The organism is Cohnella sp. (genome assembly GCF_041641335.1).
Classification (GTDB): Bacteria; Bacillota; Bacilli; order Paenibacillales; family Paenibacillaceae; genus Cohnella.
On record NZ_JBEPYQ010000003.1, the window covers coordinates 44844 to 68403 of the forward strand.

A 23560-nucleotide genomic window follows, 5' to 3' on the forward strand; every position below is an offset into this window, starting at 1 on the left:
AAGGTTAGTAAAGAGATGGATATGTCTGGCTACGGTTTGTTTCATGATATCGTCGATAGATGTATACCCGGCCGCATCGGCAAGTACTCCCGAGGCGACGAGTGCTGCCCAAGAGATCGCGGATATGAAATGGATGAAAGAACGGATGGTGGCTTATTACATCTCCAGAGATATCATAAACGACGGTACGAACGGTCGAGTCGAATGGACCTTCAAATCGCAGGCCGGCACTTACTTAGCCAGTCAAAACACGGATGGAAGCTGGGCGGATGTCGATTATAAGGATACAACCAATGCGAATATGGGGAAGCCATGGTCCCCCTATCTTGCGCTAGATCGAATGCAATCGATGGCTCAGGCGTTTGCTGATCCGGGTGGTCCATACTATCGTGACGAAGCTCTATTAGCGGGTATTCAACTGGGGCTGGACTACTGGTTTAGGGTAAAGCCGACTTCAACCAACTGGTGGGAAACCGGAATCGGCAAACAATTAAGGCTAGAAAAAATTGCGCTTTTATGCGAAGGCTACTTAACGCAGGAGCAAACCTCCAACATTGTTGCTACATTAGACAGTAAACCGCACACTGTCGATGGAACCAACTCGTCCTGGTACAATCAAAATTATATGTACCGCGGCTTGTTGCTCGAGGATGCCGAGATCGTTCGGGACGCCGTGAATGCCTTTAACTTGCTGGCGAATGTAACGACGACCGTAACGGGAATTCAGGCGGACATGTCTTTCTTCATGCATGGCAAAACGAATTATACGACGGGTTATGGAAGAAGCTTTGCCAGAGATATGGCATTCTGGGCTTACGTTACTTCGGACACGGCCTTCTCGTTCAGCAAGGTAGCGATCGATTCGTTATCGTCATACATTTTGGACGGCACCAGGTATCTCGTAAGAGGCGATGTCGCCGATCTGGGTATGGGGATGAATGGACCCGAATGGCCGGGTTATTCGAGTGCGGCTTTGACCTATTACGAAGATCCGCTGGTGTGGATGCAGCCAGCCAACCCGGCGAGAGCTGCGGAGTTTGCGAGCTTCCTTGACAATATTCGCAAGGTCGGCACGAGCACGAGCAATGGACAGGACGCTAACAATATGACGCAATGGCAGACGCTCGTCTCCTCCCATATGCGGAATGACTATGGAATTACGGTCAAGATGTCTTCCAGCACGGTCAAGGGCGGCGAATGGAGAACGATTCATCCCGCCGGATATAACCTGTTGTACTGGACGCCGCAAGGAGCCACCGCCATTCAGAGAACCGGCGACGAATACAGACGGATTTACCCGTTGATGGACTGGGCTCATGTTCCCGGCACGACGGCCCCGTACGTACTCACGAAGGACGGGAATTTCAACAATCCCAAAACGTTTGTAGGCGGCGTGACAGATGAGCGTTACGGAGCCACCGCGTTTGATTTTAACAAGCTGGGTACAAGCGGAAAGAAGGGTTACTTCTTTTTCGACGATGAAATGGTGGCGCTTGGCGCAGGAATCGCTTCGACGAATGCGGCTCCTATTCACACGACATTAAACCAAAGTCAAGCGGTGGGCGAAGTTCTCGTAGATGGAAATCCGATCGCAGACGGAACGATGCAAACCAACGGACGCTGGGCATATAACGATAATATTGGCTATATCTTCCCGAAATCGACGACCTTTCAAGTAAAGCGGGAGACGAAAACCGGAAGCTGGAGCGACGTCGTTAAGGACAGTTCAACGGAGCCGATCACTCTTCCCGTTTTCTCTATCTGGTTGGATCATGGCGTAAAGCCGGCAAATGCCTCCTATGAGTACATTGTATTGCCAAACCAAACTTCGGATGAGGTCAGCAGCTATGCGAGCGACAATCCGATAAGTATTCTTTCGAATACAACGTCGGTCCAGGCTGTTCGGCATAATACATTGGAAATTGCGGAATTGCTGTTCTATAAAGCAGGAACGGTGGAGTTGAGAGACGGGCTGACGGTTACAGTAGATAAACCCGCCATGGTGATGGTTGACGAATCTGCAACGCCTGTCCGTATTTCAGTTGCCAATCCCGAAACGCCGGGGATTACAGTGAACGTGACGCTGAATCGAAACGGAGAAACAACCACGACAAGCTATAAGCTCGGCAAGGATACGTTCACAGGCCGCAGCATGACTTTGAATGAGGCAGCCTCCATCGACGACAGAGGCTTCGATCTCGCCTACGATAAAGGCGCGACCGCTTCATCCAGCAAAGACAACCGATATGCCTCGAATGCTACGGATATTTACAGAACTTCGTATTGGAGTTCAAACGCTTCGGATAAGGAATGGATTTATGTGGATTTGCAAGATCAATATGTGATCAATAAAGTTAGACTAAATTGGGAGGAAGCGTACGGGAGAAGTTATAAAATTCAAGTATCGAACGATTCTGTCGCCTGGAGGGATGTTTACTCCACGACGACGGGCAACGGAGGAATCGAAGACATTTCTTTCAATCCGGTCAGTGCCAGCTACGTTCGAATGCAGGGCGTTCAGCAGGGGACTGGAAATGGCTACTCGCTTTACGAATTTAAAGTGTATGAAGCATTGCCGCCCAATCTTGCAGAAGGCAAGCCGGCAGTGGCAAGCTCGACCAGAGCTGCCGACGTATCGCCCGGTAATGCTGTCGATGGTGTAGGGAGTACGCGTTGGGGATCTAACTATTCCGATTTGGAGTCGATCTACGTCGATCTTGGCTCTAGCCAATCCATCCAGAAGGTCGTTCTGAATTGGGAAAGCGCGTATGGGAAGGAGTACCAAATTCGGGTTTCCGACGACGCGGCGAATTGGACGACCGTGTACAGCACCTCAACCGGAGCAGGCGGCAGGGAAAATATTATCTTCGAACCGGTGAATGCAAGATACGTTCAGATGTATGGCACGAAAAGAGGAACCTCCTACGGCTACTCGCTCTGGGAAATTGAAGTATATGAATCTTTAGCGCCCAATCTTGCAGAAGGCATGCCGGCAGTGGCTAGCTCGGCCAGAGCCGCGGACGTGGCGCCCGGCAATGCTGTCGATGGCTTATTGAGTACCCGTTGGGGATCTAATTATTCCGACTCGGAGTGGATCTACGTCGATCTCGGCCTTAGCAGGTCCATTCAGAAAGTCGTTCTGCATTGGGAAAGCGCGTATGGGAAGGAGTATCAAATTCGGGTTTCCGACGACGCGACGAATTGGACTACCGTTTACAGCACCGCAACCGGAGCCGGCGGAATCGAAAGAATCTCCTTCGAACCTGTGAATGCAAGATACATTCAAATGTACGGCACGAAAAGAGGGTCGTCCTACGGTTACTCCCTCTGGGAATTTAAAGTCTATTCTGCTCTTGCTGCTACTGTCCCGGACGCTCCTACCGAGGTGTATGCCGTCGGTCATGACGGATTCGCCGAGGTGAGTTTTGCCGCTCCGATCCATAACGGCGGAAGCGAAATTACAGGCTACAAGGTAACCGCATGGGCGAACGGAGAGGCTGCTGCGACGGCGGAAGGTACGGATAGTCCAATCACCGTCACCGGCTTGACGAACGGTACGGCGTATACCTTTACAGTAGTCGCGACGAACGCTCAAGGCGATTCGGCGGCATCCGAGCCGTCGAACGAAGCGATTCCGTTGGCGGAAGAAACTTCCGTTCCGGCATCGCCTGCGAATTTGACGGCGACCCCCGGCGACCGTTCCGTAACTTTAAGATGGGACGCTTCGGCGGCCAGCGTCACCTATTCCGTGTATCAATATGAAGGCAGGGCGGCGCCGGTCGATCCGGACAACTGGCAGTTGGTTCAACCCAGCGTAACGGAAGCCACGTATACGGTAAACGGCCTGACTAACGGAACGAGCTATGCGTTCTCAGTGAAAGCCGTAGGGGCGGGGGGCGAGAGCAGGTTCTCCAATGCCGTGACCGCGACGCCGAGAGCTCCGCAACCGGAGACGCCGCCGGTCAGCGGCTCAGGCAATGGCAATGATACCTCCGTCATCCTATCGACCGACGGAACCATCCTTATTCCGAGCGGCAGGGCCGGCGAGGTCAGCCTCGATGACGAAGTTGTCCTTACGATAGGCGCAGGAGCGGCGGAGCAAGAGCTGCGCATCAAGATCGAGAAGCTGCTCGATATAGCAAACCTCGTATTCGATAAGGAAGCGCTTGTCAGCAACGTCTTTGAAATGACGAAAAATATAACCGGCAACTTCAAGATGCCGATCGTCATCTCGATGAAGTTCGATCCGTCTCTCATAGGAGACCATCAAAGAGTCGCTATCTTCTACTACGACGAAGCAAAGAAAGTATGGATTGAAATAGGCGGCGTCGTGAAGGGCGATCGAATTACGGCAGAGGTGGATCACTTCACCAAATTTGCGGTCATGGCTGTTGACGAGAAAACGGACGAAAGCGGCGAATCCGGCGAGCCGGCGCCATCGTTCACAGACATCGCGGGACATTGGGCGAAGAGCGCCATCCTGAACGCGGCGGATATGAAGCTTGTCAGCGGCTATCCGGATGGAACGTTCAAGCCGAATGCCGCCATTACCCGCGCCGAATTTACGGTCATTCTGGCCAATGCGCTTAAGCTGGAAGGAGCAGGTTCGGCGCTAGACTTTACGGATGGGGCCAAGATCGGAACCTGGGCGAAACAAGCGGTCGCACAGTCGATTGAAGCCGGAATCGTCAACGGTTACGCGGATGGCAGCTTCCGTCCGGCTGCGCCGATTACCCGGGCGGAAATGGCGACGATGATCGCCAGAGTGCTCCAATTGTCCCTTGACTCGAATACGGCAACCGGCTTCGCGGATGACAAAGACGTGCCAACGTGGGCGAGAGGAGCGGTGGAAGCGACTCGCAAGCTGGGCATCGTGAACGGCCGCGGCGACAATAAGTTCCTTCCGAACGGTACCGCGACCCGGGCGGAAGCGGTGACCCTATTGGTGCGGTTATTGGAGCTTGGTACAGAACAGAGCCGTACCGAACGATTATCGATAGAATGATGTCATGGGCATCTATCTCCCTCCGATGCGAGATCCCCCAACCCCCGATCCTGAAATGTGGAATGGATAAACCCGTCACAGGGTCATTTCAGGACCGTATGAGGCAGTCTCCAGGAGATAGATGCCCCCCTTTTTTCATCGATAATCTTGTACGACAGCAAGCGACCGCTACAGCAAATTAATATAAATCCCGCCCAGAACGGTCCGGTTCTGGAAGCCGCTGTAGCGCGAATACTTCACCTGATGCGGGGTAGAGCTGTAATACCAGTCGGTAATCGGCACCCGCTCGGCCGTCTCGCTGATGAAATCCCAGATGGATTTGTACAATCGTTCGCTATACTCGTCGTTGTCCGTAAAGACTGTCGTCCACGCCAGCCAATCGAGCTTGGTGTAATCCGAGCGCGAGTCCAGCGGCACGCCGTAACGATTCATTTTCCGGCTGTACAGCCGGATTTCATTTTCGTAGACTTCCCGATCGAACAGCCCGACTTCAAGCAGCTTATCCCACACGAGGTTATATTTGAGGCTCCAGGAATCCGGCTGGTCGAAGGCGAGCAGCGAACCTTCCTCCTTCAAGGCGTCCGCGCGCCATCTGCCCGCCATCTCTTTCGCGGCCTGGATATACTTCTCCTCGTTCATAAGCTTTCCGTATGCGCCCTGCGCCACGATCGCCTTCATGCTTAAATTGCAGTTGTGGGCGAGATGTCCCGCGAAATCGTCCGTGCACAGCTGATTGCCCGGGTCGTAGCCGTGCTCCAGCAAGTAATCCGCCCATTTGTCCAGCAGCGGCTTCTCTTGCAGCGCGAATTCGTTCGAGCCCTCGTACCGGGACAGAGCGGCTACGGATAGCAGCATATTGCCGCACTCTTCTACCGGCATTTGATATTCGAGTTTGTTTTCGCCGTACACCTGGCCGTTGCAGAGCGGATACTGGCCGCAGTCGTGCGGGGCGAAATCGAACGTCCAGGCGTTGGTTCGCGCGTATTTCAGAATCGGACGAAGCATCCCCTTGACCAGCTCCGGATTATATTTCAGGAACAGCGGAATCGAAGGATAGGTGACGTCCAGCGTGGCGATGCAGCCGTTGCTGAAGCACTCCTTGGACAGAAACAACAGCTCCCCGTCGTGCAGCACGAGCTTGTGGGCGGCGATCGTCTGCCGGTAGGCCAGAGCCGCGATGTCCGCGTAATAACGGTTCACTTTCGCGGTCTCGCCGCTCAGCTTCTCCTCGAATCCCGCTGCCCAAGCCCCCACTTGCCCATAGTCGGATACGGCTTGCTTCAGCATGTCGTCGAAGGTTCCGTATTCCTTCTTGTAATACGCGTCCAACGGCTTCCCGAAATATTCGATCGACTTGATGTCGTCGTAGGCGAGGCAGATCGTATCCGATAGCTTGTCGCTGATCAGCGCGATGCAGCGGTATTCGCTGGCGGGCTTGGGCGTTTCGCCTTCGGCGTCCAATCGTTCAACTTCGCGGCCCGTCAGAAATTGATATCGCCCGTCATAGCCGGTTACGAACGCGCCGGGATGCGCGACATGAAGATAACCCCAATCGATGCGGATGTTGTCTCCGCTGGCGTTAAGCGGCTTCTGCTCGGCGTTGCCGCAATACACGGAATCGGAGCCGCGGCGGAAGACGACCTTCTGATCCATCGTATTGACGCAGCATTCGCCGGAAATGTCGAAATACACCTCGATCTCGTGCTGCTGCCCGTCCTTGATCTGAATCTCGTACGAGATATAAGAGGCGGGACGAGACAAAATGTGTAATCGATCCGGAAGCAGAGGTGTTAAAAAATTCAAGGTCAGTTCGACCTGTTCGTTTTCGAAGCCGTAAATCGTGGTCAACGGTTGGACTTCCACCTTGACCTGCGGGATGACTCGGGGCTCGGCGTAATAGCGTTCGCCGAAGGCTTCTACTTTTCCCATGAATCGGTACACGATGCCATCGATCTTGATCAATCCGACCATGCCGTTGCGCTGGCCTGTCCAATGACGCGTGTGATCGTCGTACAAGCGATCGGCGAAGGACCAGATGCTGAAATACGGATCTACGGTAATCAAGGGAACTGCCGAGGGTCTGAAGCTCATTCGATCATCTCCTGTTCTATGCGATCTACATATAGTATACTGACGTCGATGAAGGCAAGGGATAGATAAAAACGATGATCGAATGAGGAAAATGCGCATGAGAGAAGAAATTTACGCTTTCAGGGAAGCCGCTGCCGGATCGTTCGGATTACAGTTTGAAATGGCCGGCAAATCCTTCTGCGACGGATCGTATCGGATCGACAGGCCCCGCTCGGCGGTGAGCACCATCGAATACATTGTCAGAGGGCGCGGAACGGTCAGAATAGATTCGAAGGAATTTTATCCGAATGCAGGGGATACGTATTTCCTGCACCAGGGACAGGATCATTTGTACTTCTCCGACAAGGATGATCCGTGGGTTAAAATTTGGGTTAACGTCAAAGGCGAGCTGCTGACGGACCTGATCCGCCGGTATGGGCTTGAAGGCTGCTACCATATCCCGGGCTTCTACTCTATGGATTATTTGCAGCGGATTGTCCGCAACGCGCAGGCCGGCGGCGACAACTCCGCGCTCAACTGCACGTTGGCCGTGCACGAGCTGATAATCAAGCTTAACGAGCATCTGCATGCGCCGGCCATTCGATCGGATGCGGCGAAGCTGAAAACGTACCTGGACTATCGCGTTTCGGAGAACGTATCCCTGTCCGAGCTCGCGGCGGTCGTCGGAAAGTCGGAATCGCAAACGATCCGCCTGTTCAAACGCCAGTACGGCGTCACGCCGTATCATTACCATCTTCAATTAAAGCTCGATTTCGCGCAAAAGCTGCTGAGGAGCACGGGCATGACCGTTCGGGAGGTCGCGGCACACCTATCCTTCGCGGACGAGTTTTACTTTTCCAATCTGTTCAAGAAGAAGGTGGGGATAGCGCCTATTCATTTCCGTAAAATGAGGCTTTAAGCGGACGTTTTTGTAGGGCGCTCGAATCAGGTCACAGAGGGAGGAGGAAGGTAGCGGTGGCTGAAACATGCTGCCTAACGATCGCATGGACCCAATAACAAGCGGCTGTTTCGTTGCCATATCGACTAAACAGCGGAAAATTTATAAACGGACGCATGCCTGTACAGTTGACCCGGAACAAGAACGGTCGAAGGAAACTGAGGGCGATTCGGCGAGTCAGGGTAATGCTGCGTTTCCAAGGTCAATCCGGCATACCGCTCATAGGCGATGCCTTCTTTCCCAATGACGCTGCCGTCCAGCGAATTGCCCGTATAAAATTGAACGGCGGGCTGCGTTGTATACACCTCCATCGACCGGCCGGAAACGGGATCGTAGACGCTGGCGGCGAAGCCCCCCGATTGCGCGCCATGACGGATGACGTAATTGAAATCGTAGCCGCCCGCCAGCCGCATTTGCGGATCGTCAGAGTGAATTCGGGCGCCGACCGGAGTCGGCTGCCGAAAGTCGAGCGGCGTTCCGGCAACGCCAAGCACCTCTCCTGTAGGAATGAGCCCTGGTCTTACCGGAGTGTATCGGTCGGAGTGAATGGCGACGATATGGCCGAGAATATTCCCTTTGCCCGCCCCGGACAAATTATAGTAGTTATGCTGAGTAAGGTTCACAACCGTTGGTTTGTCGCTCGTTGCCGCATAGTCGATTCTCAGCTCGTTGCCGTCCGTAAGCGTATAGACGACGGTCGCATCGACGTTGCCGGGAAACCCCTCTTCCCCGTCTCTGCTTAGATAACGCAGGGAAAGTCCGACAACGCCATCTCTCCATACTTCCTCGGCACGCCACACCTGTTTGTCGAAGCCTCTCATTCCGCCATGCAGCGTGTTCGGACCGTCGTTAACGGACAACCGGTAGACGACGCCATCCAGCATAAACCGGCCGTCAGCGATCCGATTCGCGTAGCGCCCGATTAGCGCTCCAAAATAGTTTTTATTGCCGGTTGTCCAGTAGTCCTCCAATGCCGGATATCCGAGAACGATATCCTCCAGCTTGCCGCTGCGGTCAGGCGTCTTTAGACTCGTCATAATGCCGCCGTAAGTTATAATGGCCGCCTGCATGCCGTTCTTATTGGTCAATACGTATTGATAGACGGCCAGCCCATCAGGCGTTTGGCCGGCATAACGTTTAGCGATGCCCCTGCGCGGCGCTCCGCCCTTCAAGGCGGCGGCCTTGTCATCCCGGATGATCGGCTCAAGGGGCGCCGTATTTCCGTACACCGGCTCCGCTCCGTGCGGGCTGGCGGCCCATCGCACGGCATTGGCAATAACTTGTAGCACATCTTTGTTGTAGTAGGTAGGATACTCCTGGTCTCCCGGCCGGAAATAAAAGATTTTGCCAAGTCCCCTGGAATAGGCGCAGCCGCTGCGAAATACTTCCCCGCCTTGAAACCAGCTAATAAATACAAGCTCTTCAGGAGCGGGGATATCAAAAAACTCGCCGTACATTTCCTCGGTTTGGAGTTCGAAGAACTCGCCCAGCCCTTCCGTAATCGGATGTGAGGGATCGACCACCCACAGCCGTTCCCGCTCGGCATCCGAGCGCCACTTCAAATCGCAGGTCGTTCCCATCAGCTTCCTGAATATTTTCGACCGATGGCCGGAATGAAGAACGATAAGTCCCATACCGGAGAGCACTCGATGATAAATGCGCTCGACGACGGCATCGGATACTTGCTCGTGAGCGACATGCCCCCACCATATCAACACATCGGTGTCCTGCAGCGCTGCCTGCGGCAAACCGTGCTCCGGCTGATCGAACGTCGCGGTGCGGATCTCAAAGCCGTTCGCCCCGATTCCCGCAGCGATAACCTCATGGATGCCGTAAGGATAGATGGCCGCGACCTTCACTTCCGTTCGTTCTTGAATAAACTCGTTCCAAATCGTCACCCGGACCGCTTTCTTCATTTCCGATCACCTCCCTTCTCGATGTATATGTATTTCCAGCGAGAAACAATCGCGTTAATTGCATCGATCGGGGCATATATTTGAAGTAAAGAAAGGGAGGGCTGCCATTGAAATACTATGTTGCAGGGCCAGGAGATACGCTGCTAAAAATATCCCGGCGATTTCAGATCGAACTTGAACCATTGCTGACGGTCAATCCGCATCTAACCAATCCGTATACGGATATCTCAGGCAAGAACGTAAACCTGGATACGCAGTTCCCACCGTTTAGAGACGATCGGGTTGTCGCCCCTTTTTGCCCGCCAGTCCCGGAATCCGAGTTTCTTCCTACCTGGATTCCGTTAACCGATGCCGAGAAAATGTCCGAGACCGAATACGACGTATTGATCGTCGGCTCCGGCGCGGGGGGAGGCGCCGCGCTTTGGCGTCTGTGCGAGCAATGGGCCGGCAGCGGCAAACGGATCGGGATTGTAGAGAGAGGCCCTGCGTACCTGCCAACCCACGTCGCCAATATAGCCACGATTAACGGCGACAGCTTCAGATTGTACGCGCCTCCGGAAGTAACCGATCTCATTGGGAACAGACTCCCCGAGTATCCCGGCATGAAGCTCGTTTACGCATTAGGCGGACGAACGCTGCTGTGGGGAGCGGTCTCTCCCCGCATTCCGGAATTCGAAAGAAGAGAATGGCCCGTTTCTAACGAGGAAATGGAGCTCTACTACAATATCGCCGAAGAGGTCATGAACGTGACGACAGAATATACAAAAGACTCGTCCATTACGCGCATTTTACTCGAACGGCTTCGTGCGAACGGCTATTTCAATGCGGACCGTATTCCCATTGCGACCGATCTGGATCAAACCCGCTACGGGAAACTGAATTCCAACGTTTTTTTCAGTTCGATCCTTTTTCTCGCGAGAGCGCTCAGCCTTCGTCCCTTCGACCTCGCCGTTTACACCTACGCCGCGCAAGTGATTACGGAAGGCGGAAAGGCCGCCGGCGTTCGGGTCATGACGCTCGACAAAAAGTCCTATATCATTCGGGCAAAGACGGTGATCCTGTCGGCGAGCGCCCTTCAGACTCCGCGAATTTTACTGAACTCCGGCATCACCGGCCCCGCTATCGGCCGGTATTTCACGAACCATTCCTACTTGATCGCGACCGCAAGCTTAAGCACCAAAGGCTTTCACGAGCCGCTGGGCGCGCTCGGGATTGTCGTTCCCGAGCTGCCGAATCGTCCCTACCGGCTGCAGCTCCAAGGTCCGGGCAAATTTTTTAACTACCATTACGATAAAAAACCGATTCAAGACGAATGGATAATCAGTTTTTATGGCGCTTCCGGCAAGGTGGAAGCCCGCTACGAGAACAGGGTGTATGTCGATCCAAGCCGCATCGACGCATATGGAATGCCCGAGCTGCAGGTCGACTTCTCCTACAGCGAGAAGGACGAGGCCGTTATTCAAGAGATGTATACGTATATTCTGCAAGCTTCCTCTGCGATGCAATTGCGTCTCGAATTGGTGGACGGGGTGCCGGCTGTATGCTTAATGCCCCCCGGAGCGGACAATCACGATTTCGGCACGTGCCGGATGGGCAACGATCCGCTTACTTCGGCAACGAATCGATATGGGCAAGTTCACGGCATAGAAGGCTTGTTCGTCGCCGACAACAGCGTGCTCCCTTCTTGCGGCGCTTCTAATCCAACCTTATCGACCGCCGCCTTGGCCATCCGGACGGCGGATTATATCGCGCACAGCCAAACGGATTAACCTTCAGTAATAACTGCATAATTTTGGGCGATCCTCCGCAAACTAATGCCAAATCCATCCAAAAATTTCAAGCGGAGGTGACGCTCCATGTGTCCGGATACTTTAGGCGGTTCGACTCCAAGCGGCAAATCCGTGCAATCGCCGGTACAGTCGCAAATAAACGCAGCCCAAACCGGCAGCCAGATGAAGCGGCCGATCTCGGATCAATTGGACGATAATATCGGCCATATTGAAGCGATCTTTGCCAAAAACTCGGATCTCGTATTCAGGCACTGGAGTTACGGCCCCGATCTGCGGCATAAGGCTTGCTCCGTCTACTATGAGACGCTGATGCAGGGAGAGATTATCAATTACATGAAGTCCTCTTTGCAAGACCTCGTCGCTCACGAGGTCGGGCCGGGTACGACGATTACGCCGGAGAACGTCATTTCCTTTTTCGAGAAAAACGGGGTTTCCGAGAAGAAGGCCGAGCTGCTGGATCATCTCGATCAGGCTGTGGAACAAATTACATCAGGCAATATCGTTATTTTTTTTAATCAATGGAACAGGGCTTTAGTCTATAGATCGCTTACGATAGAATCACGGCCTATTTCAGAGCCGGCTAATGAAACGGTTGTTCAGGGGCCTCGGGAAAGCACGGTTGAGAACCTGCAAAAAAATATCGGGCTGCTCCGCGTTCGCCTTACTACGCCGAAATTCAAGACCGTTGCGATTTCCGGCGGCGGCGAAACCAAAACACGAGTCATTTACGGCTATGTAGAAGGCGCCGTAGACCCCGAAGCGCTGCAGGAATTTGAAAAAAGAATCAACCAAATCGGTCAAACCGAAATATTGGAAACCTCGTTTATCGAGCAATTAATCGAGGATTCCACGTGGTCGCCCTTTCCCCAGCATCGGTATACGGAACGACCGGACACTGCGGTCGCCGCCCTGCTGGCCGGCAAAATTGCGATTCTTGTACAAGGCACGGGAAGCATATTGCTGTGTCCTGGTTTGTTTGTGGAGTTTTTCCAATCCAGCGAGGATTACTACCAAAGAACCGTTTACTCGTCCATGATCCGATGGCTTCGAATTGTCGCTTTTGCATTGGCATTGACGCTGCCAAGCATCTATATCGCCTTGTCGACCTTCCATCCCGAGCTGATCCCGACCGTGTTGCTGCTAACGATCATCGATACGAGGGAAGGCATACCGCTGCCGGCTTTCTTCGAAGCGCTTATTATGGAGTTTTTCTTCGAGCTGCTCCGGGAAGCCGGCGTTCGGCTGCCGAAGCCTGTCGGCTCCGCCGTCAGCATCGTAGGGGCGCTCGTCGTCGGCGAAGCGGCGATTAACGCCGGCATTGCTTCGCCGATCATGGTTATTATCGTAGCCTTGACAGGAATCGCCTCCTTTACAATTCCTCAATACAACATAGCGATCGCGCTGCGGATATTAAGATTTCCGCTTATGGTATCCGCTTCGGTTATGGGGGGATTTGGCATTATGATCGTCTTTCTGCTCATTTTGCTTCATCTATGCAAGCTTCGTTCGCTCGGACAACCTTATCTGGCCCCTGCCGCCCCTTTCCGGCTAAGCGAGTTCCGGGATGTAGTCGTAAGGGCTCCATTAAAAACGCTGCTGCAGCTTCCGCGCAAGCATACGCCTAAAAGCTAGCGTCAGCTTGCAGCCAATACGAATCAGGAAAGAATGAGTAACCATGATGAAAAAAAGGATGCTTCTCGCGATTTTGCCTGCCTTACTGCTCATTCTTCCCGGCTGCTGGAACAAGAGAGAGCTCGATCAATCCGGGTTCGTGATGGCCATTGCGATCGACCAGGGAAAAAACAAGCAGCTCCAGCTCACGACGCAAATGTACCGGCCGGTCGCCGGTCAAAAGGGCGGCGGGGGCGGCGGAGGCTCGGCAAGCGAGACTTCAAACTTGCTAATCAAGACGGAGGACGATTCCATATTCGAAGCAATCCGCGATATCCCGATTCATTTGGGGAGAAAAGCCAGCTGGAGCCATATGCGTATTATTGTGGTCGGAGAGAAGCTGGCAAGATCGACCGATATCGGCAAGCTGATCGACTTTTTTTACCGGGACCATGAACCGAGACATACGATATCCATCATGATTGCCAAAGGGCGCGCGGATAAAATATTGGAAGTAAAGCCGGCTATCGAGCAAACGATCGGCCAACAGCTTTTGTTAACCAAACAGGTTACCTACAAAAACGCCGCCAAGTCGCTGGATACCACTTTGCTCAAACTGGCTTTGCAATTGAACAGTCCAGCGAACGATTCGGCAATCACCTACGTCTATAAGGACAAAGATGAAAAGGATGAATTAAACTCTGCCGGTCTAGCCCTTCTTAAGAAAGGAAAAATGATAGGCATTCTGCCCTCCAAAAAAGTGGAGGGGCTTATCATCATGCGAAACGAGTATAAATCCGGAATTATCGAGATCCCTTGTCAAAGGAAATCGAAAGATACGGAAACGTTCGAAGTGCTTAATTTAAGCACTAGATTGAAGCCCACGCTGGCGGAAGACAAGGTGCGCGTACAGGTTAAAACCACGGTTGAGGGTGCGATCGGGGAGTTGAAGTGTACGGAGATCAAGACAAGAAAGGATGAAGCGGCTTTTGTTCGCAAAGTAGAAGAACAAATAAAAAAGGAAATGAGGATAACTCTCCGGGTTCTTCAGAAAAATAGAACGGATATCATTGAGGTTGGAAACGCGATTGCAAGATGGCATCCCAAGCAATGGAACGCCATGAAGGAGCAATGGGACAGCCAGTTTGCCGAAATCCCATTTGATATACAAGTTCATGTAAAAATGTTGACAACAGGCACAACGATTGGAAAACCGGCTGTATCGGGTGAACGCCCTTAGTAAATCCCCGGGAGGGATGCATGTGCTAGAACGCATCATCGTACTGCTCCTTGCATACGGTTCAATTTCGCTTTACGACAGGTCGCATTTGAGAAGCGTGTCGAATAGGGCAGAGAAAGCCGTTTACATCGTTCTCATGCTTGCCTCGCTGTACTTCGCTATTCCTTACATTTTCGAGTCTCCGATTGATTTCCCCGGGCTTTACGAGTTGGCCGATCTCGTATTCACGGACTTGGCCAGGAGGCTTGATCAAATGCTGACTGTGCCCGAACCATGACTTCATGCAGCGGAGGTAACAGGAATGGACAAACTGGAAACGATTAACCCTCAGCAAATAAGCGTGCTATTCTTCACCTTTATGACCGGATCGTCGATCATCAATATTCCCGCCCCGCTGATCGGCAAAGCGGAGAGCGGAGCTTGGTTGTCGCTGCTTATTTCCGGGTCAATAGGCATGATGTTGCTGGGCTGCATGCTGTATTTGCACGCTCGGTTTCCTAATGCGAGCTATGTGGAATACAGCCGCAAACTGATCGGATCCTGGCCTACTATCATCATATCCATTCTTCCTCTTTCCTGTATGCTGCATATGCTTACCGCGATCGTTCTGGATATCGCCTTGTTCATGAAGAGCTCCATGCTGCGGGAAACGCCTTCCTACGCTTTCACTTCTCTAATCTATACGGTTGCAGCTTTGACCGTTCGAGCAGGGCTCGAGGTTATGGCCAGAATGTTTACGATTATTGTGATTTTTATCGTTATATTTGTCTCCGCCGTTCTGTTGCTGGCTATGGAAAATTACAATCCCGAATTTCTTGTTCCGGTCATGCCGCAAGGCTTAAAACCGGTGCTGAACGGCGCTTTTTTCTCGTACGGCTTTCCTTACGCCGAAGTCTTTTTGTTCACGATGCTCCTTCAATTTGTTCGCAAACCATCCGGCAGCGGACTGAATCGGAATATGCTCCTGTCTCTGCTGATGAATATTTTGACTCTGTGCATCTCTACCGTCTGCACCATTATGCTGTTCGGACCTCTTGCCGGTATCAAAAAATATTCGTTGTACGAGCTTGCTCGTACAGTCGACGTTCAGGAAATTATAACCAGAATCGAATCCGTGATCGGGATGTCTCTTATTGCCGGCTCTTATATGAAAGCGACAATAACGCTATATGTGCTGTGCCTGTTTGTGGCGCATCTGCTCAAGCTGAAGGATTACCGAACGATCGTCATGCCGATTGCGCTGATCGCTTTTCTGAACACGTTGGTCGGCTTCAAATCTGATATGCAATGGGTTGAAATCGTATCGATTGTGCATCCGTTATGGGTTACCTTCGCCTATAGCGCCCCTTTGCTGTTAGTAACGGTTGTCGCATTCATTCGTTACCGTGCAAAGTAGTAGAGAACGGTTCCATCCCGATCGACGTTGCTGGCTTCATGCCTTTCAAGGTTTTTCTCACTTCCAGAGGAACTCTGAACCGATTGTCGCGTTATATGTATAGCGGATGACATAGAGGGAAGATTCGGGAAGGAGAAACCGATGAAAGCCAGAGCCGTTTACCTGATCGCCGCGGCGCTGATTGTGGCCAGTTGGCTGGCTAATTACGGTTATTACCGGCACTACCGGCTGCCTGAGCCGGGATTTCTCCGACATTATATCGAGACGACGTATACGCCTTCGGTCGCCTTCGACCTGCTGTACGTCGCCAACAAGGACGACAAGCGCAAGCCGGTGTCCGCGACGGCCGAAGGGCTGGAGGCGCTGAGGTTCTACCCTGTGCAGGTGCATCAGGAGCTGCGCCGTCAGACGATCTACGCCTTGCGCGGATATTTCGACGAGAACAGGATGCAGGAACGTCCAGAGGGCGAGCCTCTCCGGTTAAACGCGTTGACGGTACAATATAGCGACGGAAGCGTGCGGGAGGAGGACGTGGGAGAAATTATCGCGTACCGCCCGGCCTGGCCGCCGGACAAGACCAAGGAGCCGCCGGTTCGTTTCAGTTCCGGGAGGGGCTCAAGCGATAACAGCGGAACGGCCGTCGTGACGGCGGTCCGGCCGGCGACGCTCTCCGGCGTCTCTTCCGCGTGGCTGGAGAAGCTTGGAGGGGCGTTCCGGTACGAGTTCAAGGCGAACGATACGCACGGAATGCCGCAGCAGCCGAGCAGTGCGACTGTTCCTCTGGAGATGGACACTGGTCAGATGCTGTCGCTCGATTACCGTTTTCAACTGAAGGAAGCGGCAGACGTCTTGTCCGTCTACAACGTGCAATTAAGAGAGCATTTCGTAGAGCCGGACGGCAACAAGTACGACTATATCGTGTTCGCGAACTATACGCCGTATCCGACCGACGCGCAAATGCGGGCCTACGTCCGAGAGATGAGGGGGAGGGCGGAATGAAGATAGCTTTTTCCCGGATCGCTTGGGGGCTGGCGCTGGCGCTGATCGACGTCACGATTAACGGGTTCGATCTGCTGCCCGACGTCGTCGGGTACGGATTGCTGATGGCGGGCTTAGCGAAGCTTGTTTCTAGGAATCGCATGTACAAGCTCGCTTGGAACGCGGCGGCCGTGCAGCTCATTCTGTCCGTTCTTGCGCTGCTGGGACTGACGCGATCGGGTTTCTCGCTGACGGGCGGCATAGAGCCCTCGCTTAACGCGCTTGCGCTGACCGCGGCGGGACTTGCGATCGAATTGGCGATGCTGTACGGCTTGTGCGAGGGAATCCGTCTGGATGCGCTGGAGAGGAACAAGGAGCGGCTGGCCCGATCCGCGAGGAACCGCCGGCATTTCGCCTTCGCCTCCGGAGCCGGGATGCTGTTCCAGCTTCCTTTTCAACTCAACCAGTCTTTGCAGGAGATGCTTCCTTTCGTGATTTTGCTGGCCTTGTGCGTGCTGTTTGCCTGGCTGTCGATTGTGGCGCTGGCGCGGCAAGCCGGAAGGGAAATCGCGGGCAATCCGGGGAGCGGGGGCGGGGGGCTCGACGGCGGAGAAGGCTCGGTGATCGATGTGCGGATGTAAGGGAGCCTGGCTTCCTTAATAGGTATACAAGAGGAGCGATGTTCATGGGAAACGAAATACAGGCTTTGGCGCTGGGCAATTATTCGGACGCGATCTATCATCCGTTCGCAGGAGTGGACGAGGAGCTTCGGAGCATTTTCCGGGAACGGATAGACGTCAGATGCACCGGGGATTACGGGATGCTGAAGGAGGAATATTTGGCTCCTTACCGGCTGTTCATCTCGTATACGGAGTTTCTGGAGGAGAAGCTGCCGGCCGAGCGCACCGCGGCTCTGCTGTCGTACGTGGCGAGAGGCGGCGGCTTGCTGGCCATTCACAACGGCATTTCCTTGCAGAGAAATCAGGAGCTGGCGACGCTGCTGGGCGGCAAGTTCATGAGCCATCCCGAATTTACCGCGCTCCCGATCCGCATTCGCGAACCGAACCACCGGATCATGGACCGCGTCGAGCCGTTCATTGTAGAGGACGAGCCTTACCGTTTCGAATTCAATCCGCATATCCGCACGACGATTCTGGCCGAGTACGAGCATGACGGCGCATACTGGCCCGCGGCCTGGACGCACGACTACGGACTTGGCAGAGTCGTCTATCTGATGCCCGGCCATCGGGTGTCCGCGTTCCGGATGGAGAGCTATCGCAAGCTGATTCTGAACGCCGGCCTGTGGGCCGCCAAGGCGATGTAGCCCGGAGCCGACGGACCCGGGAACCGAACAACCGCAGACGCTGAACCCGCCGAAAGTCCCGTCCCGCTCTGTCACACGAGTCATGCATGACGCGGCACGTGTCCGCCGTCACTAAAAGACGCTCCCTTTTTCGGATACACTGGGGTTAAGATTTCACGTATGCAAAGGAGAGGTTCGAATGAAGGGTTATCGGACAGCGGGTCGGGACGGCGTATTTAAAGCTTTGTTGACGGGAGCGGCCTTGCTGATTTTGATCGGAATCTGGTCGGCGTTCGTCGCATGGAGGGCGGACATGACGCCTTCTCCCTCGACGGAGTCTCCCGTTATGAGCGCGGGGAGTTCCTCCGCCGATGGGGAGCAAGAGGGCATTCAACTGGCGAGACGGATCATCGTTTACGTGACGAACGCGGATTCGGAAGGGGATACCGCAGAGGGTTAAGCAGGGAGCAACGGCCGCCGATACGGGCGGCCGTTTGTGTGTACGCATGTTTTGGGCTTCGGTCAGGGCGGCGGCGAGCTAAAGCCCCGATTGGCACTGATTCGAGGGAAATTGTGGTTTGTTCCTAAAAAAATGTGTATGATTAGGCTGAGTTGCCCAAATGAGAAGTTGTTTACAGTTTACGCAAATCATCTGTGGTAAGGTTTGGAACATAAGCCTAAGAGGAGATGAAGACTGTGACGATCAAAGAAGAATTGAAGGGCAAAAACATCATCATCCCCGATAATCCGGTATCGAACTTTCTGTTCAACAACACGAGGTCGGGACTGCTGTGGCTGGTTATCCGCCTTTACTTGGGTTACGCGTGGCTGATCGCCGGATGGAAAAAGGTGACCAACGAGAAGTGGGTCGGAAGCGAAGCCGGGGCAGGGTTGACCGGGTTCGTGAAGGGAGCGATCGGGAAGGCGGAAGAGGGCAAAGACGTGACCGGTTGGTACGCTTCGTTCCTGGAAAACGCCGTGCTGCCCAACGCCAAGCTGTTCTCGTACGTGGTCGCGTTCGGTGAAGTGCTGGTCGGTCTGGGACTGATTCTCGGTCTGCTTACGGGGATTGCGGCATTCTTCGGAGCATTCATGAACGCGAGCTTCCTGTTCGCGGGCACGCTTAGCACTAATCCGCTGCTGTTCATTCTCGCCACGTGGATCGTGCTCGGCTGGAAAGTAGCGGGCTGGTACGGGCTGGACAGATGGGCGCTGCCGCTGCTCGGTACGCCGTGGAACCGCAAGAAGTCGTCGGATTCGAGCATATCCGGATAACATAGAAGCAATAGGGAAGAGGCTGCGCAGCGCGCAGCCTCTTTTTAAGTGGGCGATACAGAATTTATAAGCTCCGCTCTCCACTTTTTCGAACTATTAGAATGATGAGAAAACTCAAAATCATATGGGACAATCCCAATAAACGCCGGTTAAACGGGGAACAACCCGTCAATGCTGACTGAGGAAGGAGGCGAGCGCGTGGAAATCTGGTTTATGGGAACGAGCGCCGGCATGCCGATCGCGGAGAGGAACGTGACGTCCGTCTTGCTGAACCTGACCCGGGCCAAGGGGACGTTCTGGATGTTCGACTGCGGGGAAGGGACGCAGCATCAGCTGCTCAAAGCTCCGCTGAAGCTGAGCCGGCTGACGAAGCTGTTTATTACGCATCTGCACGGCGACCATCTGTTCGGCGTACCCGGCTTGCTGAGCAGCAGATCGTCGCTGGGAGGCTCCGAGCCGCTTGACGTATACGGTCCTCCGGGCTTGCGTGAATTTATCGATGCCGCGATGAACCTGTCCGGCACCCATCTCGATTATTCGCTTAACGTGCACGAGATCGAGAAGGAAGGCCCGCTGTTGAACGGCGAAGGATATACCGTCGAATGCGCTATGCTGGATCACCGAATCGCCTGCTTCGGGTATCGGGTCGCGGAGAAACCGCGCTCCGGCGCTCTTCGCATCGACGTTCTCGCGGCGGCGGGAGTTCCTCCGGGACCGGCGTACGGCAGGCTGAAGGCCGGGGAAGACATCGAGCTGGAGGACGGTACGATCATTCGCGCCGTCGATGTGCTGCACGACCCGATTCCGGGCCGCATCGTCGCCGTGATGGGAGACACCCGGCCTTGCGAGGGGGCGATACGTCTGGCAAGAGGAGCCGACGCCCTTGTCTACGAGGCGACGTTCGGCGCCGATCTGGCGGAGAAGGCCGACATGTACGGCCACTCCACCTCGGTGCAGGCGGCCGAAATCGCCAAAGCCGCGGGCGTCTCCCGGCTGCTGATGACCCATTTCAGCTCGCGATACGGAAGAGAAGACCTCATCTTGCTGGAGGAGCAGGCTCGAAGCGTGTTTCCCCGATCGGATGCGGCGCTGGAGCTGGTGCCGTATCCGGTGCTCGCCCCTCCGAGAGGAGAACGCAGCCACTCCTCCGGCGCATAGCCCCAGCCGGGCGCTGGCTGCCGCGGCGAATCGCCCCAACCTCTGCGGCTAATTCGGCGAAGCACCGGCGTGTTTGCGCCGGAACTGGCCCGGAGCCAGCCCCCTCTCGCGAATAAATACGCGCGTAAAGTAGTGGACCGACGAGAAGCCCGTCGCCTCGGCGATTTCCTTGATCGCAAGATCGCTTCCGGCGAGCAGCTCGGCCGCCCTTCGAACGCGCTCGCTGCGAACGTAGTTCGTGAAGTTTTCCCAGATGCCCCCCGAGAACAGGCGGGAGAGATGGCGCTCCGAGACGTTCAGGTTGCCGGCAATCTCCCGCAGGCTCAGATCGCGGGACAGATTGTCCCGGATGTACAGCTTGGCCTGGCGCAGCAGGACGTCCGAGCTTCCCGACGAGCGTGCCGGTGTGGAGGCCTCGCTGCCGAAGAGGCTGGGGAAGCTCAGCAGCAGAGCGCCGGCGGCTGCCCGCAAGGCATCCGGAGACAGACGGCCTCTGCCTTCTTCGCACAGCAGCAAGCTTTTCCATAACAGCGAAGACGGCAGATTTCCTTCGTCGTCGTGAACGCACGCTTCCCCGTATCCGGCCAGGGCGTGGAACGGTTCGATCGCCTCGTCCCGCGAGCCGCGCTCGTCCGCTTCGAACGCGACGTACAGCAAATACATGCCGTCCCGCGAACGGATCTGATGATCGATGCCGGGCCTGGAGCAGAAATGGGTTCCCGCCCGCAAGGAATAATCGACTCCCCTCTCCGAATATTCCCCTTCTCCTTCCAGGACGTAGCAAATTTCGAAAAAGGAATGCCTATGCGTCGAATTGCTGAAATGGCGGGGGTTGACTCCCCAGTAATGAATTTTCAAATCCGTCCCGTTCCCCGTCCGCACGTTCGCCGCCAGCTCGTTCAACAGTGCCTGCGTCTCGTTGCCGAGATCCATTTTTCTCCCCCCGTTCCGATCTTTATGTCCTTATTGTGCAAAAAACAGTCGCCTGCAGTCAAAGACCGTTTCTGTCCGCTAGCTATACAATAAAGCCGAAACGCAAAACATTTCAAGCTTATCGTTGCATAGGGAGGAATCGGCATGATACATGCGGAGGATGCGGAATTTTACAAAGATAACGGGTATTTGCTGGTCAAGGGCGTCTTCAATTCGGAAGAGGTCGCGCAGATGCGCAAAGCGGTGGACGGCATTATTCAAAGGGCGGCCGAGGCCAACCGGGACGAGAACGCGGCCTGGCAGGGCGACTTCTTGCCTCCGGAGCAGCTGAAGAAGCTCGTGCTGAAAGGCTTCCACGACGTTCATTACCACGATGCGGCGTTCATGCGCGCGGCGATCCATCCGAACATGGCGTCGGTTTTGACGAAGCTGATCGGTCCGAACGTGCAGCTGCACCACTCCAAGATGCTTGTGAAGCCGCCGGAGAACGGCGCGGCTTTCCCGATGCACCAGGATCAGCCTTATTTTCCTCACGAGAAGCATACGATGCTGGCCGCCAGCATCCATCTGGACGACGCGGACGAAGAGAACGGCTGCCTCAGGGTCGTCCCGGGATCGCACAAGCAAGGCCCGCTGCCCCATGTCGGCAGACACTACCTCGATCACAAGACTTATCCGATCTCGGACGGTACGCTGTGCCAGGCCGAAGCCGGAGACGTGCTGTTCTTCAACTACTTGACGATTCACGGCTCGGCGGCCAACCGGAGCGAGCGGACGAGAAGGAACGTGCTGTTCCAGTACCGCGATCCGGCCGATTTTCCGACCGAGAACGTGCACTTCGATTGGGGCATGGGCTTGATGATCAGCGGGGAAAATCCCAACTTCGACAAGGTGAAGCCCGACTATCGAATTGTAGGCTAGCCGACCGAAGAGACAAGAAAAACGCAAATGAAACTTGGTTTATCGGAAATACACCGGAACCCGAAACTCTTATGATGAAGCCATGGATCACAAATCCAAATAGAGCTGGGGAGTTGAGTCCGATGTTGAACGATAGCCAATTGGCCGAATTCGAACGCAACGGTTTTCTGAAAGGCGGAGTCGTCTTAAACGACGACGAGGTGGAAGCGCTTCGCGAAGAGCTGGGGCTGGTCATGGCGGGGAAATCGGTGAAGAAGCCCGTTCTGGCCCACAACATGCTGGCCGACGGAGAAGAGGGAGCGACTCCCTACGACGGAATGAAAATGATCGTGAACGAGAAAGTCATTCAGATCGTCAACATCTGGATGGCCAGCGACGCGTTCTTCCAGCATGCCGCGAACAAAACGATCGTCGAGGAGATCGCCCAGCTGTGCAACACCGATACGGTGCGCATCTGGCACGACCAGATCCAATATAAGCCTCCGGTGACGGGCGGACCGACCGCCTGGCATCAGGATCATCCGCTCTGGCCGATCATCCAGCCGGCCGATCTCGTCAGCGCCTGGGTCGCCCTTGACGACGCGGTCGTCGAGAACGGCTGCATGTGGATGGTGCCAGGCAGCCACAAGTGGGGCGATCAGCAGAAATATTTGGCAAGCGACAAGGAGTTCATGCCGTACCATCGCCGCCCGGAGCTGCTGCCGGAAGGCGCGGAGGTCAAGGCGGTGCCGTTCGAGATCAAGAAAGGGCAGGTCGGCTACCACCACAGCCTGACCTGGCACGGCAGCCCCAACAACCGGTCCGAGAAGAAGCGGCGGGCGATCGCCGTCCACTACATGCCGGGTCATACGAGGTACGTGCCGTCGAGCGACCATGTCATGCTGTCTTATGTCGGCGTGAACAAAGGCGATATTTTGCAAGGGCAGCACTTCCCGGTCGTCTATTCGACCGTCGGCGCGAGCTGATTGCAGCCAGGAGCCCCTCCTCCCGCTCGGGACGGAGGGGG

General features: G+C 54.7%; 18 protein-coding genes and 1 pseudogene. 15 read left to right on the forward strand and 4 right to left on the reverse strand.

The window, feature by feature from the left end:
• Nucleotides 1–124: 124 nt before the first annotated feature.
• Nucleotides 125–5005, forward strand: coding sequence for a discoidin domain-containing protein (locus tag ACESLM_RS01535; protein WP_372629331.1), 4881 nt, complete (start codon nt 125–127; stop codon nt 5003–5005).
• 168 nt (nt 5006–5173) lie between these two features.
• On the opposite strand, the gene ACESLM_RS01540 is transcribed toward ACESLM_RS01535, so the two are convergent.
• Nucleotides 5174–7096 carry a glutaminase domain-containing protein gene (locus ACESLM_RS01540; RefSeq protein ID WP_372629333.1) on the reverse strand — a complete coding sequence of 641 codons (1923 nt, stop codon included), beginning with the start codon at nt 7094–7096 and terminating at the stop codon, nt 5174–5176.
• A 97-nt stretch (nt 7097–7193) separates the two neighbouring features.
• Here ACESLM_RS01540 and ACESLM_RS01545 point away from each other — a divergent pair, with 97 nt between their 5' ends.
• Nucleotides 7194–7994 (forward strand): helix-turn-helix domain-containing protein, encoded by an 801-nt coding sequence (locus ACESLM_RS01545; RefSeq protein ID WP_372629335.1) that lies wholly within the window; start codon nt 7194–7196, stop codon nt 7992–7994.
• A gap of 125 nt (nt 7995–8119) precedes the next feature.
• On the opposite strand, the gene ACESLM_RS01550 is transcribed toward ACESLM_RS01545, so the two are convergent.
• Nucleotides 8120–9205 (reverse strand): aldose epimerase family protein, encoded by a 1086-nt coding sequence (locus tag ACESLM_RS01550; protein WP_372629474.1) that lies wholly within the window; start codon nt 9203–9205, stop codon nt 8120–8122.
• Between the two features lie 24 nt (nt 9206–9229).
• Nucleotides 9230–9949, reverse strand: a pseudogene (locus tag ACESLM_RS01555) (ThuA domain-containing protein); the annotation flags it as partial.
• 107 nt (nt 9950–10056) lie between these two features.
• Between ACESLM_RS01555 and ACESLM_RS01560 the strand changes: the two are divergent.
• The 11 genes from ACESLM_RS01560 (at nt 10057) to rnz (ending at nt 20700) form a co-directional block, all read left to right on the forward strand.
• On the forward strand, nt 10057–11718 hold the full coding sequence (locus ACESLM_RS01560; protein ID WP_372629337.1) for a GMC oxidoreductase: 1662 nt from the start codon (nt 10057–10059) through the stop codon (nt 11716–11718).
• A gap of 183 nt (nt 11719–11901) precedes the next feature.
• Nucleotides 11902–13371 carry a spore germination protein gene (locus ACESLM_RS01565; protein WP_372629476.1) on the forward strand — a complete coding sequence of 490 codons (1470 nt, stop codon included), beginning with the start codon at nt 11902–11904 and terminating at the stop codon, nt 13369–13371.
• A 43-nt stretch (nt 13372–13414) separates the two neighbouring features.
• The gene (locus ACESLM_RS01570; RefSeq protein WP_372629339.1) at nt 13415–14590 is read left to right on the forward strand and encodes a Ger(x)C family spore germination protein; all 1176 of its coding nucleotides are present in this window, start codon (nt 13415–13417) and stop codon (nt 14588–14590) included.
• A 22-nt stretch (nt 14591–14612) separates the two neighbouring features.
• Nucleotides 14613–14867, forward strand: coding sequence for a hypothetical protein (locus ACESLM_RS01575; RefSeq protein WP_372629341.1), 255 nt, complete (start codon nt 14613–14615; stop codon nt 14865–14867).
• 24 nt (nt 14868–14891) lie between these two features.
• On the forward strand, nt 14892–15986 hold the full coding sequence (locus tag ACESLM_RS01580) for a GerAB/ArcD/ProY family transporter (protein WP_372629342.1): 1095 nt from the start codon (nt 14892–14894) through the stop codon (nt 15984–15986).
• A gap of 141 nt (nt 15987–16127) precedes the next feature.
• The gene (locus ACESLM_RS01585; protein ID WP_372629344.1) at nt 16128–16985 is read left to right on the forward strand and encodes a hypothetical protein; all 858 of its coding nucleotides are present in this window, start codon (nt 16128–16130) and stop codon (nt 16983–16985) included.
• Nucleotides 16982–17605, forward strand: coding sequence for a hypothetical protein (locus tag ACESLM_RS01590; RefSeq protein ID WP_372629346.1), 624 nt, complete (start codon nt 16982–16984; stop codon nt 17603–17605). Before ACESLM_RS01585 ends, ACESLM_RS01590 begins: the two co-directional genes overlap by 4 nt.
• 44 nt (nt 17606–17649) lie before the next feature.
• Entirely contained in the window at nt 17650–18288 is a 639-nt protein-coding gene (locus ACESLM_RS01595) for a ThuA domain-containing protein (protein WP_372629348.1), read from the forward strand.
• A 178-nt stretch (nt 18289–18466) separates the two neighbouring features.
• Nucleotides 18467–18727, forward strand: a complete 261-nt coding sequence (locus ACESLM_RS01600) for a hypothetical protein (RefSeq protein WP_372629350.1) — start codon at nt 18467–18469, stop codon at nt 18725–18727.
• Nucleotides 18728–18963: 236 nt separating this feature from the next.
• Nucleotides 18964–19542, forward strand: a complete 579-nt coding sequence (locus ACESLM_RS01605) for a DoxX family membrane protein (RefSeq protein WP_372629352.1) — start codon at nt 18964–18966, stop codon at nt 19540–19542.
• A 198-nt stretch (nt 19543–19740) separates the two neighbouring features.
• Nucleotides 19741–20700 carry a ribonuclease Z gene (rnz, locus tag ACESLM_RS01610; protein WP_372629355.1) on the forward strand — a complete coding sequence of 320 codons (960 nt, stop codon included), beginning with the start codon at nt 19741–19743 and terminating at the stop codon, nt 20698–20700.
• A gap of 48 nt (nt 20701–20748) precedes the next feature.
• Here the strand turns inward: rnz and ACESLM_RS01615 are convergent, their stop codons facing one another.
• The gene (locus tag ACESLM_RS01615) at nt 20749–21633 is read right to left on the reverse strand and encodes a helix-turn-helix domain-containing protein (protein ID WP_372629357.1); all 885 of its coding nucleotides are present in this window, start codon (nt 21631–21633) and stop codon (nt 20749–20751) included.
• A gap of 144 nt (nt 21634–21777) precedes the next feature.
• Here ACESLM_RS01615 and ACESLM_RS01620 point away from each other — a divergent pair, with 144 nt between their 5' ends.
• Together ACESLM_RS01620 and ACESLM_RS01625 are read left to right on the forward strand one after the other, a co-directional pair.
• Nucleotides 21778–22554 carry a phytanoyl-CoA dioxygenase family protein gene (locus tag ACESLM_RS01620; RefSeq protein WP_372629359.1) on the forward strand — a complete coding sequence of 259 codons (777 nt, stop codon included), beginning with the start codon at nt 21778–21780 and terminating at the stop codon, nt 22552–22554.
• A 122-nt stretch (nt 22555–22676) separates the two neighbouring features.
• The gene (locus tag ACESLM_RS01625) at nt 22677–23519 is read left to right on the forward strand and encodes a phytanoyl-CoA dioxygenase family protein (RefSeq protein WP_372629361.1); all 843 of its coding nucleotides are present in this window, start codon (nt 22677–22679) and stop codon (nt 23517–23519) included.
• Nucleotides 23520–23560 lie beyond the last annotated feature (41 nt).

What these genes read in the sequence shown, in the direction of transcription:
- ACESLM_RS01535 (WP_372629331.1), top strand. Translation starts at nt 125, where the DNA reads ATGAAATGGATGAAAGAACGGATGGTGGCTTATTACATCTCCAGAGAT.
- ACESLM_RS01540 (WP_372629333.1), bottom strand. Translation starts at nt 7,096, where the DNA reads ATGAGCTTCAGACCCTCGGCAGTTCCCTTGATTACCGTAGATCCGTAT.
- ACESLM_RS01545 (WP_372629335.1), top strand. Translation starts at nt 7,194, where the DNA reads ATGAGAGAAGAAATTTACGCTTTCAGGGAAGCCGCTGCCGGATCGTTC.
- ACESLM_RS01565 (WP_372629476.1), top strand. Translation starts at nt 11,902, where the DNA reads ATGAAGCGGCCGATCTCGGATCAATTGGACGATAATATCGGCCATATT.
- ACESLM_RS01570 (WP_372629339.1), top strand. Translation starts at nt 13,415, where the DNA reads ATGATGAAAAAAAGGATGCTTCTCGCGATTTTGCCTGCCTTACTGCTC.
- ACESLM_RS01580 (WP_372629342.1), top strand. Translation starts at nt 14,892, where the DNA reads ATGGACAAACTGGAAACGATTAACCCTCAGCAAATAAGCGTGCTATTC.
- ACESLM_RS01585 (WP_372629344.1), top strand. Translation starts at nt 16,128, where the DNA reads ATGAAAGCCAGAGCCGTTTACCTGATCGCCGCGGCGCTGATTGTGGCC.
- ACESLM_RS01590 (WP_372629346.1), top strand. Translation starts at nt 16,982, where the DNA reads ATGAAGATAGCTTTTTCCCGGATCGCTTGGGGGCTGGCGCTGGCGCTG.
- ACESLM_RS01595 (WP_372629348.1), top strand. Translation starts at nt 17,650, where the DNA reads ATGGGAAACGAAATACAGGCTTTGGCGCTGGGCAATTATTCGGACGCG.
- ACESLM_RS01600 (WP_372629350.1), top strand. Translation starts at nt 18,467, where the DNA reads ATGAAGGGTTATCGGACAGCGGGTCGGGACGGCGTATTTAAAGCTTTG.
- ACESLM_RS01615 (WP_372629357.1), bottom strand. Translation starts at nt 21,633, where the DNA reads ATGGATCTCGGCAACGAGACGCAGGCACTGTTGAACGAGCTGGCGGCG.
- ACESLM_RS01620 (WP_372629359.1), top strand. Translation starts at nt 21,778, where the DNA reads ATGATACATGCGGAGGATGCGGAATTTTACAAAGATAACGGGTATTTG.
- ACESLM_RS01625 (WP_372629361.1), top strand. Translation starts at nt 22,677, where the DNA reads ATGTTGAACGATAGCCAATTGGCCGAATTCGAACGCAACGGTTTTCTG.